The organism is Citrobacter sp. U14242 (assembly GCF_046555775.1).
GTDB lineage: Bacteria > Pseudomonadota > Gammaproteobacteria > Enterobacterales > Enterobacteriaceae > Citrobacter.
The window spans coordinates 219,363-231,782 of sequence record NZ_JBKGLW010000003.1 but is presented as its reverse complement, the minus strand read 5'-3'; the positions used below and the strand labels follow the sequence as shown (position 1 = coordinate 231,782).

The following is a 12,420-nucleotide window of genomic DNA, read 5'->3' as shown; positions in this document are numbered from 1 at the left end:
TGATATAACTGCTGCGCGGTCGCACTTTGAAGGATTCAGGTGCGATATATATTATAAAGAGGAAGAGAAGAGTGAATAAATCTCAACTGATCGACAAAATTGCTGCAGGGGCTGATATCTCTAAAGCTGCGGCTGGACGTGCGTTAGATGCAATTATTGCTTCTGTTACCGAATCCCTGAAAGAAGGTGATGACGTAGCACTGGTAGGTTTTGGTACTTTTGCCGTTAAAGAGCGTGCTGCCCGTACTGGTCGCAACCCGCAAACAGGTAAAGAGATCACCATCGCCGCGGCTAAGGTACCGGGCTTCCGTGCAGGTAAAGCACTGAAAGACGCGGTAAACTAAGTGATTTCCCCTTTGGGGATGTGACTAAGTACAAGGGCGCATCAACCGATGTGCCTTTTTTATTTCTGATTCCGGTACTTTCTACGCGTTGTGGGCTGACAATTGCCCCAGTTTCTTGTCACAATAGGCCTTTGTGCGCAGCGTTCAGGAAACGCTATGCTGCGTGAAGCATATATACTCAAAATCCTTGCCGCCGTTGTTGTGTCAACGCGCAGGCGGCCTGAAGGATAACGCGTATAGTCATCTACAGCGGAGTGTGGTTACACCATGATGGACAGCTTACGCACGGCTGCTAACAGTCTCGTGCTCAAGATTATTTTCGGTATCATTATCGTGTCGTTCATTTTGACCGGCGTGAGTGGTTACCTGATTGGCGGGGGCAATAACTACGCCGCTAAAGTGAATGGCCAGGAGATCAGCCGCGGGCAGTTCGAGAATGCGTTCAACAGCGAACGTAACCGCATGCAGCAACAGCTGGGCGATCAATATTCTGAGCTGGCGGCGAACGAAGGTTATATGAAAACGCTGCGTCAGCAGGTGCTGAATCGTCTTGTGGACGAAGCGCTGCTGGATCAGTACTCCCGTGAGCTTAAGCTCAACATTAGCGACGATCAGATTAAGCAGGCTATTTTCGCCACTCCGGCTTTCCAGGTTGACGGCAAATTTGATAACAACCGCTACAATGCGATTGTGAATCAGATGGGAATGACTGCAGATCAGTATGCTCAGGCATTGCGTAACCAGCTCACCACGCAACAGTTGATCAACGGCGTTGCCGGAACCGACTTCATGCTGAAGGGGGAAACGGACGAACTGGCTGCACTGGTTGCACAGCAACGTATCGTACGTGAAGCGACGATTGATGTTAATGCTCTTGCTGCGAAGCAGTCGGTTACCGACGAAGAAGTGGCCAGTTACTACGAGCAGAATAAAAACCGCTTTATGACGCCGGAACAGTTCCGTGTGAGCTATATCAAGCTGGATGCTGCAGCAATGCAGGAAACCGCCAGCGATGCTGATATTCAGTCTTATTATGACCAGCATCAGGATCAGTTCACTCAGCCGCAGCGTAACCGCTACAGCATCATCCAGACCAAAACAGAAGATGAAGCAAAAGCGGTGCTTGATGCGCTGAACAAAGGTGGTGATTTTGCGACCCTGGCGAAAGAAAAATCTGCCGATATCATCTCTGCTCGTAACGGCGGTGATATGGGTTGGCTGGAAGACTCCACCACCCCAGATGAACTGAAAAATGCCGGTCTGAAAGAAAAAGGCCAACTGTCAGGCGTGATTAAGTCTTCTGTTGGTTTCCTCGTTGCGCGCCTTGATGATGTGCAACCTGCGCAGGTTAAACCGCTGAGTGAAGCCCGTGACGACATTGCAGCGAAAGTTAAGCAGGAAAAAGCGCTGGATGCCTATTATGCGTTGCAGCAGAAAGTGAGTGATGCTGCCAGCAATGATAACGAATCTCTGGCGGGTGCGGAGCAGGCTGCAGGGATGAAAGCGGTTGAGACGGGCTGGTTTAGCCGTGACAGTCTGCCGGAAGAACTGAATTTCAAACCTGTTGCTGACATCATTTTCAATGGTGGTCTGATAGGCGAGAACGGTACGCCGGGCAGTAACTCTGACATCATCACCGTGGATGGCGATCGTGCGTTTGTGCTGCGTATTAGCGAACACAAAGCAGAAGCCGTTAAGCCGTTAGCGGAAGTGAAAGAACAGGTTACCGCGCTCGTTAAGCACAATAAAGCTGAGCAGCAGGCGAAACTGGATGCTGATAAACTGCTGGCCGATCTGAAAGCTGGTAAAGGCGGCGAAGCGCTGAAAGCGGCGGGTCTGAGCTTTGGCGAAGCGAAAACGCTGAGCCGTACGGGCCAGGATCCGCTGAGTCAGGCGGCATTTGGCCTGAGTCTGCCTGCGAAAGACAAGCCGAGCTACGGTGTGGCGAACGATATGCAGGGTAACGTTGTACTGTTGGCGCTGGACGAAGTAAAAGCCGGCTCAATGCCAGAAGCACAGAAAAAAGCGATGGTTCAGGGGATTACTCAGAACAACGCTCAGATTGTCTTCGAAGCACTGATGAGCAACCTGCGTAAAGCGGCAAAAATTAAAGTTGGTGACGCGCTGGAACAGCAGCAATAACCGAGGCTTCTCGCAAAAAATTGCAAAAAGTTGTATATACCAAAGGCCGCTTTCGCGGCCTTTTCCATTTCTGAAAATTGCCATTTGTCTGCCGTTTATCCCCCCGCTATCGTGGCTCCACTGTTAACCAACAAGGAGCAAAACAGTATGAAACATGGAATTAAAGCTTTGCTTATCACCTTTTCTTTAACCTGTGCAGGTATGAGCCAAAGCGCACTGGCTGCGGACCAGGTCGGCAAAAACCAGGTGGTCCAGACCAAAGCAGACAGCTTTGGCGCAGCACAAAGCAACGCGACGGCACCGACAAAGTCGAGTGATGATGAAGGTACCAGGGTAAGCATCAATACCGCTTCAGCGGAGGATTTAGCGCGAGTGATGAACGGTGTCGGACTGAAGAAGGCGCAGGCGATAGTCAGTTATCGGGAGGAGTACGGGCCATTTAAAACCGTCGATGACTTAAAGCAGGTACCGGGAATGGGCAGTTCGCTGGTAGAGCGTAATTTGGCAGTTTTAACACTTTAATAACTTGCAGAGTGCTAAAAGTTTGCCAGAATGTAGAGGTCATACCAGTTATGGCCTTTCTACCCTGAAGTGTATTCCTATAAAAACAAACTAAGGTTCCTGTGCTATGCAAACACAAATCAAAGTCCGTGGTTTTCATCTTGATGTCTATCAGCACGTTAACAATGCCCGCTATCTTGAGTTTCTGGAAGAAGCCCGTTGGGATGGGCTGGAAAACAGTGACAGTTTTCAATGGATGACTGCACATCACATCGCGTTTGTGGTTGTTAACATCAATATCAACTATCGCCGTCCTGCCGTGCTGAGTGATTTGCTGACCATAACCAGCCAGGTACAACAGCTAAATGGCAAAAGCGGCGTATTAAACCAGACCATCACACTGGAGCCGGAAGGGCAGGTCGTTGCTGATGCGTTGATTACTTTCGTCTGTATTGATTTGAAAACGCAGAAAGCGCTGCCGTTGGAAGGGGAGTTACGCGAGAAACTGGAACAAATGGTGAAGTAGTGACTGTGACTGCCGGATGGCGACGCTCAAGCGTCTTATCCGGCCTGCATGAGTTGCTGCGAGTGTCTGTAGGCCGGATAAGCAAAGCGCCATCCGGCATCACTCAACACATTACTTTAACCCGGTTTTCTGCTTCATAGCTGCCATCACTGCTGGCTTATCCGCCAGATAATGGTTCAGACCGTTGGCACGCAGATTACAGGCAGCACAATGGCCGCAACCGTTACCCTTGATCCCGTTATAACAGGTCAGCGTCTCTTCACGCACCAGATCCAGCTTACCCCAGTAGTCGGCCAGCGCCCAGGTTTCGGCTTTATCAATCCACATCAACGGGGTTTCGAAACGGATATCTTTTGCCATTCCCAGACTGATGGCATGGTTCAGGGCTTTGACAAACTCGTCACGACAGTCCGGATAACCAGAAAAATCTGTCTCGCAAACGCCGGTAATTACCGCCTCTGCCTGTACCTGGTAAGCGTAAATTGCAGCCAGCGTTAAGAACAGAATGTTACGTCCAGGCACAAAAGTATTCGGGATACCGTTCGCGTCCGGTTCATAATCGGGTACCGGGATATTATCGCGGGTCAGGCTGCTGACAGCCAGTTCGCTGAGCAGCGTCACGTCGAGAACTTTGTGTGCACGGGCGCCGAGTTTTAAGGCCAGATCACGTGCGACGTCAATTTCAGCGCGATGGCGCTGACCATAATCAAAGGTCACGCAGTGCACTTCATCATACTGATGTAGCGCTTGCACCAGACAGGTCGTGGAGTCCTGACCTCCACTAAATACAACAACGGCACGTTTCATGGCATTTCCTGAAAAAAGAACAAAACCCTATGGTAGCGTCTGGGTGTGGTGTCGACCAGCTTCTTCACGCTGAAGGGGGCGGTAACCAGGCCTCGGTGAACTCAAACCAGCCGCGCGGATTCAAACGCACGCCATTTACGCCCGGCGGAGCGCTAATTCGATAGTGATAATTAAACAGCGGAGTAAGCGTGGCGTCATGCATTAACGTTGCGAAAACCTGCTGTAAAGCCGCATGACGATCGTCCTCATCGGCCTGAATTTGCAAAGCATCCAGCGTGGTCTGCAGATGAGTATATGCGGGCGCATTCAGAACATGTGACCATAGCTGATCGCAACGTAACCACTGTTCGAGGGTATACTCGGGGGCTTCGCCAATCAGCCTGTCTCCCATCATCAGATCGGCCTGAGCTAAAGGATGATCGCCATCCCAGTTTTTAGCATTATGAAAAATAAGCGTTAATTTACAACCCAGTTTTGCCAGTGCCTGGCGAAGCTGTTCCGCCATCGTATGCAGTTCGACAGGTAAGTGGTAGGCCAGTGTCAGTTTTTCCGGCAACGCCACCTCGTCCAGCTCATCCCATTGTGGGATCGTCCATCCTGGCAGCAGGGCATTGCTGGGGGTAATGAGGTTTTCATCTACCTCCAGCGTCTGTAGCAGCGAAGAACGGTGAATAATATTGATCAGCCTGCGAGCCTGGAGCGTGTTCAGGCGTGAACTTTTCTTCAGCGTTAAATAGCAAAAGCCCAGACTGATCCCGCTGCTGACCTGGCTCAGCATGGCGAGCTCTTCGGGTTTACCAATCGCAATTTGCACCGGGTGGCGGCAGCTGGTGCCCAGATCCTGGGAAAAGAGTTGCGGGGTTATCCAGTATTCAATCGCTTTCAGCAGCGGATGGCCAAGATGGTAACTATCGTGGCTCTCGATGCGAACCCATTCGGGTGTAAACAGCGTCAGCCGGAACGGGCCAGTCCCGACAAAGGGTTGTTCTGGGTGCGCGAGATGACTGCTGTAACTTGCCAGGCGGTGTGCCAGCCAAAAGTCAGGACGATGCAAAATAAAAGTCAGACATTGAGGGTGCGTCACCTCTATGTGTTTAACGCTGATAAACAATCTGGCCAGCGCGGGCAGTTCAAGCAACATCAACAGCCGTTGGTGTAACTGAGCACTGTTGACAACGTCACCGTTATGCCAGTGCAGCGTTGAGCGAATATAGAAATCCCAGCGCAGACCGTCGGCAGAGATATTCCAGTGGTGAGCTAAATCGCCGCAGGGTCGTTGAGTGTGGCTGTCAAAACGTGTCAGGCCAGAGAATACCTGTCCGGCAAGGTGCTGCTCTGCACGACCGGGTAGGAATCCAGGATGCAAAGGTTCGAGCTGGCGATAATAGGGGATACGCAGGGTGGGCGTATCATTTTGCCATTGTCCGCCCATAAACGGCTGCAGCAGGGTTCTTAATTCCCCGGGGGCCAGTTGAGCCAGTTCCAGTACGCTGAGCTGTTCACCCTTTTGCAGTGCCTGCTCCATCATCGTGTTGCGCAAAGAGTCCGGAGTTACCAAAAAACGTAATGCTCCGCGTTTCCCGCGTCCGGACTGCGCTTGCCATACCAACCAACCGGCATCCTGCGCTTGCCTGAGCAGAGTACGTACATGGCGCTCGCTGCAAAAGCAGCGTTCAGCCAGTTCTCCGACGGTGACTGACTGCGGCTCTCCGTTTGAAGGTTGCCACAGACGTTGGTACTGATTCAGGCGATTAAGCAAACGCATTGATACATCATCCTTCAAGATGCCCACTAGCGGTTTTACGTAGAAAAAAACCGGAACAATTTTCTTTATCTATTCACTATTACTTCCGTATATCTCAGGGGATACTGAATCACAAGTTAACCGCGTCACAGTGTGGAGAAAGAAATGGCTCGTCTGGCTGCATTTGATATGGATGGCACCCTTTTGATGCCAAATCACCACTTAGGTGATGAAACCCTTTCGACGCTGGCACGCCTGCGTGAACGAGATATCACGCTGACATTTGCCACCGGCCGCCATGTGCTGGAGATGCGTCATATTTTAGGCTCGATCTCGCTGGACGCCTTTTTAATCACCGGTAACGGGACGCGTATTCACTCGCTGGAAGGCGATGTATTGCATCGTCAGGATCTGGCTCCCTCGGTTGCCGATATCGTATTGCACCAGCGGTGGGAAACGCAGGCCAGCATGCATGTTTTTAATGACAACGGCTGGTTCACCGGGCAAGAGATTCCGTCACTGTTGCAAGCGCATGTGTACAGCGGATTTCGTTACCAGATAGTGGATGTGAAGCGTATTCCTGCTCATCAGGTCACGAAAATCTGCTTCTGTGGCGATCATGACGATTTGGTCCGCCTGCGTATTCAGTTGAATGACGCGCTGGGCGAGCAGGCGAATCTCTGTTTTTCCGCTATCGATTGTCTTGAAGTGCTGCCGCTGGGCTGCAATAAAGGCTCCGCACTGGCAGTGCTAAGCGAGCACTTGGGTTATTCCATGGCTGACTGCATGGCGTTTGGCGATGCCATGAACGATCGTGAAATGTTGGGCCGCGTTGGGCGTGGTCTGATTATGGGGAACGCGATGCCGCAGCTTATTGCTGCGCTGCCTCATTTATCGGTGATTGGGCATTGCCGCAATCAGGCTGTATCTCACTTTTTGACGCATTGGCTGGACAATCCGCATCTACCTTATTCCCCCGAATGAGAGATCCCTTCCAGCAAGCCAGGCTTCGCGTCTGGCTTTTTTTTGTCTGCTCAGTGTGTATTCAGCAACTGGGCAAGTTCTGCTTTCGATGGCGTTAAATCACCGATGTGTGACTCGACCCATTGCGGGTTGTAATAGGTTTCCAGATAACGTTCGCCACTGTCACACAGCAACGTAACCAGCGACCCTGTTTCTCCGGCGTCGCGCATCCGAGCGGCAAGTTGTAATGCTCCCCACATGTTGGTACCGGTTGAGGCACCCACTTTACGACCTAGCTGCGTCTCCAGCCAGTGCGCGGTGGCAACGCTTGCGGCATCCGGAACGCGCAACATTTCATCAACCACATCAGGAATGAAAGAAGGCTCTACGCGTGGGCGGCCAATGCCTTCAATTTTGCTGCCGACCGGACTGCGTAACGACGCATCGCGATCCTGCCAGTAAGGCAGAAAGACCGAGTTTTCCGGGTCAACGACCATCAGGTGTGTGTCGTAACCCTGACAGCGAATATAACGGCCTATGGTTGCTGATGTACCACCGGTTCCTGCGCTCATCACGATATGGCGAGGTACGGGGTTTGGCTCACACTGCATCTGGCGGAAGATACTGTCGGCAATATTGTTGTTACCACGCCAGTCAGTAGCGCGTTCAGCGTAAGTGAACTGGTCCATATAATGCCCGTTCAGTTCACGTGCCAGCTGTTCAGAAGCTGCATAGATTTCACAGGCGCTTTCCACGAAGTGGCAGCGACCGCCATAGAATTCAATCTGTTCAATTTTGCGTTTTGCCGTACAGGAAGGCATAACGGCAATAAATGGCAGTCCAAGCAGACGGGCGAAATAGGCCTCAGAGACCGCCGTTGAACCCGATGACGATTCGATAATCGTGGTGCCTTCTTTAATCCAGCCATTACACAGTCCGTAGAGAAACAGTGAACGTGCCAGGCGATGTTTCAGGCTACCGGTTGGATGCGTGCTCTCATCTTTCAAATAGAGCTGAATACCTGGAAACGCCGGAAGCGACAGGCGAATGAGATGCGTATCGGCAGAACGCTGGTAATCCGCATTGATTTCATTGATGGCGTTTTTAACCCAGGAGTTATTCATCATTAATATCCATTTGTCATTTTGTGCCCAGAATAGCGAAAAGCACGGAAAAAATTGTTGCCATTTAGCCTTTAAAATAGAATGTAAGGAGAAAATTCTTCTCTGTGGAGTGGGTATGTTAGACAAAATTGACCGTAAGCTGCTTGGCCTACTACAACAAGACTGCACCCTTTCTTTGCAGGCGTTAGCCGATGCCGTTAATCTGACTACCACCCCCTGCTGGAAACGCCTCAAGCGGCTTGAGGATGACGGCATTCTGCTGGGCAAGGTTGCCCTGCTGGATCCAGAAAAACTGGGGTTGGGCTTAACCGCGTTTGTGCTGATTAAAACCCAGCATCATAGCAGCGAGTGGTACTGCCGCTTTGTCACCGAAGTGACCGGGATGCCAGAGGTACTGGGTTTCTGGCGAATGGCTGGGGAGTACGATTACCTGATGCGGGTGCAGGTTGCTGATATGAAACGTTATGATGATTTCTATAAGCGTCTGGTGAATAGCGTACCGGGCCTGTCTGATGTGACCTCCAGTTTTGCGATGGAACAGATTAAATACACGACTGCTCTACCTATTGAATAACTCTGCCGGTGGTCATTGCCGGAAATCTTGTCAGGATATAACGCGTGCGATTATTTGCTCAATTAAGCTGGTACTTCCGCCGGGAGTGGCGTCGCTACCTCGGGGCTGTGGCCTTGCTTATCATCATCGCTATTCTTCAGCTTATCCCGCCAAAAGTGGTCGGTATCATCGTGGACGGCGTGACGACACAGCGCTTCACAACCGAGCGGCTGCTGATGTGGGTCGGCACGATTGCTCTGATTGCGGTGGTGGTCTATTTGCTGCGCTATGTCTGGCGCGTACTGTTGTTTGGCGCATCCTACCAACTGGCAGTTGAACTACGCGAAGATTATTACCGCCAGTTGAGCCGCCAGCATCCCGAATTTTATCTGCGTCATCGCACAGGCGATCTGATGGCGCGTGCAACTAACGATGTTGATCGGGTGGTGTTTGCGGCTGGCGAAGGGGTATTGACGCTGGTGGACTCACTGGTCATGGGGTGCGCGGTGTTGATCGTGATGTCTACGCAAATCAGCTGGGAGCTGACATTGATCGCGCTACTCCCAATGCCGGTGATGGCGATAATGATCAAACGTTATGGCGATCGACTCCATAACCGCTTTAAGGTTGCGCAAGCAGCGTTCTCCAGTCTTAACGATCGTACTCAGGAAAGTCTTACCAGTATCCGTATGATTAAGGCTTTTGGTCTGGAAGACCGACAGTCGGCGCTATTTGCCGCAGATGCTAAAGATACCGGCAAGAAAAACTTGCGGGTCGCCCGCATTGACGCCCGTTTTGACCCCACGATTTATATCGCCATTGGTATGGCTAACCTGCTGGCAATCGCCGGAGGAAGTTGGATGGTGGTTCATGGTTCTCTGACCCTTGGTCAGTTAACCAGCTTTATGATGTATCTCGGTCTGATGATCTGGCCGATGCTGGCACTGGCATGGATGTTTAACATTGTTGAGCGCGGCAGCGCCGCATATAGCCGTATTCGCGCGATGCTGTCTGAAGCCCCCGTGGTGGATGATGGCAAAGAACCCGTACCAGAAGGACGTGGTGAGTTAGCGGTGGCCATTCGCGAATTTCGCTACCCGCAAACGGCTCATTCGGTGCTGGAGAATGTGAATTTCCAGCTTAAGCCAGGGCAGATGCTGGGTATTTGTGGTCCAACTGGGGCAGGGAAAAGTACCGTACTATCGCTGCTCCAGCGCCATTTCGATATCACTCAAGGGGATGTGCGTTTTCATGGTATTCCGTTAACGCGCTTGCAGCTTGATAGCTGGCGTAGCCGCCTGGCAGTGGTCAGCCAGACACCTTTCTTGTTCTCGGATACGGTCGCCAACAACATAGCGCTTGGACGCCCGCAGGCCACGCAGGATGAAATTGAACATGTTGCACGTCTGGCCAGCGTGCATGAGGATATTTTACGTCTTCCTCAGGGGTATGACACTGAAGTGGGTGAACGCGGCGTGATGCTGTCCGGTGGACAAAAACAGCGTATTTCTATCGCTCGTGCGCTGCTGCTGAATGCTGAAATCCTGATTCTTGACGATGCGTTATCGGCGGTGGATGGTCGTACTGAACATCAAATTCTGCATAACCTGCGCCAGTGGGGAGAAGGCAGAACCGTGATAATCAGCGCTCACCGTTTATCTGCGCTGACAGAAGCCAATGAAATTATCGTGATGCAGCACGGACATATTGCTCAGCGTGGCAAACATGATGCGCTGGTGCAACAACCTGGCTGGTATCGTGATATGTACCGTTATCAGCAACTGGAAGCGGCATTGTCTGATGCGCCGGAAATCGACGAGGAGGCGGCTAATGCGTAGTTTTGGACAATTATGGCCGACCCTGAAAAGGTTGCTGGCGTACGGCTCGCCGTGGCGAAAACAGCTCTCTATCGCTGTTGTCATGCTGTGGGTAGCAGCAGCGGCGGAAGTTAGTGGTCCGCTGCTCATCAGCTATTTTATCGACAACATGGTGGCGAAAAACAATTTGCCGCTGGCGATGGTGGCTGGGCTGGTGGCGGCATATGTCGGTCTGCAACTGTTGGCGGCGGGCCTGCATTACGCGCAATCATTACTCTTTAACCAGGCGGCCGTTGGTGTGGTGCAGCAGCTACGTACCGATGTGATGGATGCCGCGCTGCGTCAGCCGCTCAGTGCTTTTGATACTCAGCCTGTCGGGCAGCTTATCTCCCGGGTGACCAATGATACCGAAGTGATCCGCGACCTGTACGTGACGGTAGTCGCGACGGTACTGCGCAGCGCCGCCTTAATTGGTGCCATGCTGGTAGCGATGTTCAGCCTTGAATGGCGAATGGCGCTGGTTGCGATGGTCATATTCCCGGCTGTACTGGTGGTGATGGTGATTTATCAGCGCTATAGCACCCCCATTGTGCGTCGCGTTCGCGCCTATCTGGCGGATATCAACGATGGCTTTAACGAAGTGATTAACGGCATGAGCGTGATCCAGCAGTTCCGCCAGCAGGCGCGTTTTGGTGAGCGAATGGGCGAAGCCAGCCGTTCGCACTATATGGCGCGCATGCAAACGCTGCGCCTGGATGGCTTTTTGTTGCGCCCGTTGCTCAGCTTGTTTTCTGCCCTGATCCTCTGCGGTTTGCTAATGCTGTTTAGCTTTACATCCGGCACGTCCATTGAGGTTGGGGTGCTGTATGCGTTTATCAGCTATCTGGGGCGTTTGAACGAGCCGTTGATCGAGCTGACGACCCAGCAATCAATGCTGCAACAGGCGGTGGTCGCGGGTGAACGTGTATTTGAACTGATGGATGGCCCACGCCAGCGTTATGGTGAGGATATCCAACCCCTGAAAAGTGGGGACATTGAGGTTGATAACGTCTCTTTTGCCTATCGTGACGACAATCTGGTGCTGCAAAACATCAGTTTGTCCGTACCTTCTCGTCGTTTTGTTGCGTTGGTTGGGCACACCGGTAGCGGCAAGAGTACGCTCGCCAGCCTGCTGATGGGGTACTACCCGTTGACGCAGGGTGATATTCGTCTGGACGGACGACCGCTGTCTTCGTTGAGCCACAGTGTGTTACGCCAGGGCGTTGCGATGGTGCAGCAGGATCCGGTGGTGATGGCGGATACCTTCCTGGCAAACGTCACGCTGGGTCGCGATATTTCTGAAGAGCGGGTATGGCAGGCGCTGGAGACGGTGCAACTGGCAGAACTGGCGCGCGGGCTGAGTGACGGTATTCATACCCGACTGGGCGAGCAGGGCAATAATTTATCAGTCGGGCAGAAACAGCTGCTGGCGCTGGCGCGCGTGCTGGTCGAAACGCCGCAGGTGCTGATTCTGGACGAAGCGACGGCCAGCATTGACTCCGGTACTGAACAGGCTATTCAGCAGGCGTTGGCAGCGGTGCGTGAGCACACCACGCTGGTGGTGATTGCGCATCGGTTATCCACCATTGTCGATGCCGACACCATTCTGGTACTGCACCGGGGGCAGGCCGTTGAGCGCGGCACGCACCAGCAACTGCTTGCCGCACAGGGCCGCTACTGGCAAATGTATCAACTGCAGTTGGCGGGCGAAGAGCTGGCGGCTAGCGTAAACGAAGATTCGGCAATCGCCTGATGGCGCTGCGTTTATCAGGCCTACAGCCAGTGTGGTTTTGTCGGCCTGATGACGCGTTTTCGCCGCCATCCTGCATTCAACAATCTGGTGCAAAAATGTAACGCACT

General features: G+C 52.4%; 11 protein-coding genes. 8 read left to right on the top strand and 3 right to left on the bottom strand.

Annotation, left to right across the window (positions count from 1 at the left end; all coding sequences use genetic code 11):
- The first annotated feature begins 53 nt into the window (after nt 1-53).
- From hupB to fadM, 4 genes are all read left to right on the top strand, one after another.
- Nucleotides 54-344 carry a nucleoid-associated protein HU-beta gene (gene hupB, locus ACLJXE_RS06090; protein ID WP_219352570.1) on the top strand — a complete coding sequence of 97 codons (291 nt, stop codon included), beginning with the start codon at nt 54-56 and terminating at the stop codon, nt 342-344.
- 267 nt (nt 345-611) lie between these two features.
- The gene (gene ppiD / locus ACLJXE_RS06085) at nt 612-2,486 is read left to right on the top strand and encodes a peptidylprolyl isomerase (RefSeq protein WP_410750365.1); all 1,875 of its coding nucleotides are present in this window, start codon (nt 612-614) and stop codon (nt 2,484-2,486) included.
- A gap of 147 nt (nt 2,487-2,633) precedes the next feature.
- Entirely contained in the window at nt 2,634-3,008 is a 375-nt protein-coding gene (locus ACLJXE_RS06080; protein ID WP_410750364.1) for a helix-hairpin-helix domain-containing protein, read from the top strand.
- 106 nt (nt 3,009-3,114) lie between these two features.
- The gene (fadM, locus tag ACLJXE_RS06075; protein ID WP_271441616.1) at nt 3,115-3,513 is read left to right on the top strand and encodes a long-chain acyl-CoA thioesterase FadM; all 399 of its coding nucleotides are present in this window, start codon (nt 3,115-3,117) and stop codon (nt 3,511-3,513) included.
- A gap of 111 nt (nt 3,514-3,624) precedes the next feature.
- Here fadM and queC read toward each other — a convergent pair whose 3' ends face one another.
- Complete coding sequence (gene queC, locus ACLJXE_RS06070; RefSeq protein WP_410750363.1) at nt 3,625-4,320, bottom strand: 7-cyano-7-deazaguanine synthase QueC; 696 nt, start codon at nt 4,318-4,320, stop codon at nt 3,625-3,627.
- Nucleotides 4,321-4,384: 64 nt separating this feature from the next.
- Nucleotides 4,385-6,085: an SgrR family transcriptional regulator gene (locus ACLJXE_RS06065; RefSeq protein WP_410750362.1), complete on the bottom strand. Its 1,701-nt coding sequence runs from the start codon at nt 6,083-6,085 to the stop codon at nt 4,385-4,387.
- Nucleotides 6,086-6,229: 144 nt separating this feature from the next.
- Between ACLJXE_RS06065 and cof the strand changes: the two genes are divergently transcribed.
- The gene (gene cof / locus ACLJXE_RS06060) at nt 6,230-7,048 is read left to right on the top strand and encodes an HMP-PP phosphatase (RefSeq protein WP_286628499.1); all 819 of its coding nucleotides are present in this window, start codon (nt 6,230-6,232) and stop codon (nt 7,046-7,048) included.
- Nucleotides 7,049-7,098: 50 nt separating this feature from the next.
- Here the strand turns inward: cof and ACLJXE_RS06055 are convergent, their stop codons facing one another.
- Nucleotides 7,099-8,154 carry a PLP-dependent cysteine synthase family protein gene (locus tag ACLJXE_RS06055; RefSeq protein ID WP_410750361.1) on the bottom strand — a complete coding sequence of 352 codons (1,056 nt, stop codon included), beginning with the start codon at nt 8,152-8,154 and terminating at the stop codon, nt 7,099-7,101.
- 112 nt (nt 8,155-8,266) lie between these two features.
- Here ACLJXE_RS06055 and decR point away from each other — a divergent pair, with 112 nt between their 5' ends.
- Genes decR through ACLJXE_RS06040 form a run of 3 tightly spaced genes read left to right on the top strand, consistent with a single transcriptional unit; the run spans nt 8,267 to nt 12,313 of the window.
- Nucleotides 8,267-8,725, top strand: coding sequence for a DNA-binding transcriptional regulator DecR (decR, locus tag ACLJXE_RS06050; protein ID WP_005125175.1), 459 nt, complete (start codon nt 8,267-8,269; stop codon nt 8,723-8,725).
- Nucleotides 8,726-8,769: 44 nt separating this feature from the next.
- A complete protein-coding gene (locus tag ACLJXE_RS06045; RefSeq protein ID WP_410750360.1) occupies nt 8,770-10,542 on the top strand; it encodes a SmdA family multidrug ABC transporter permease/ATP-binding protein in 1,773 nt (590 codons plus the stop codon).
- Complete coding sequence (locus ACLJXE_RS06040; RefSeq protein ID WP_410750359.1) at nt 10,535-12,313, top strand: SmdB family multidrug efflux ABC transporter permease/ATP-binding protein; 1,779 nt, start codon at nt 10,535-10,537, stop codon at nt 12,311-12,313. The genes ACLJXE_RS06045 and ACLJXE_RS06040 overlap by 8 nt, the downstream gene beginning before the upstream one ends.
- Nucleotides 12,314-12,420 lie beyond the last annotated feature (107 nt).

What these genes read in the sequence shown, in the direction of transcription:
- ppiD (WP_410750365.1), top strand. Translation starts at nt 612, where the DNA reads ATGATGGACAGCTTACGCACGGCTGCTAACAGTCTCGTGCTCAAGATT.
- ACLJXE_RS06040 (WP_410750359.1), top strand. Translation starts at nt 10,535, where the DNA reads ATGCGTAGTTTTGGACAATTATGGCCGACCCTGAAAAGGTTGCTGGCG.
- fadM (WP_271441616.1), top strand. Translation starts at nt 3,115, where the DNA reads ATGCAAACACAAATCAAAGTCCGTGGTTTTCATCTTGATGTCTATCAG.
- ACLJXE_RS06065 (WP_410750362.1), bottom strand. Translation starts at nt 6,085, where the DNA reads ATGCGTTTGCTTAATCGCCTGAATCAGTACCAACGTCTGTGGCAACCT.
- queC (WP_410750363.1), bottom strand. Translation starts at nt 4,320, where the DNA reads ATGAAACGTGCCGTTGTTGTATTTAGTGGAGGTCAGGACTCCACGACC.
- ACLJXE_RS06055 (WP_410750361.1), bottom strand. Translation starts at nt 8,154, where the DNA reads ATGATGAATAACTCCTGGGTTAAAAACGCCATCAATGAAATCAATGCG.
- ACLJXE_RS06080 (WP_410750364.1), top strand. Translation starts at nt 2,634, where the DNA reads ATGAAACATGGAATTAAAGCTTTGCTTATCACCTTTTCTTTAACCTGT.
- cof (WP_286628499.1), top strand. Translation starts at nt 6,230, where the DNA reads ATGGCTCGTCTGGCTGCATTTGATATGGATGGCACCCTTTTGATGCCA.
- decR (WP_005125175.1), top strand. Translation starts at nt 8,267, where the DNA reads ATGTTAGACAAAATTGACCGTAAGCTGCTTGGCCTACTACAACAAGAC.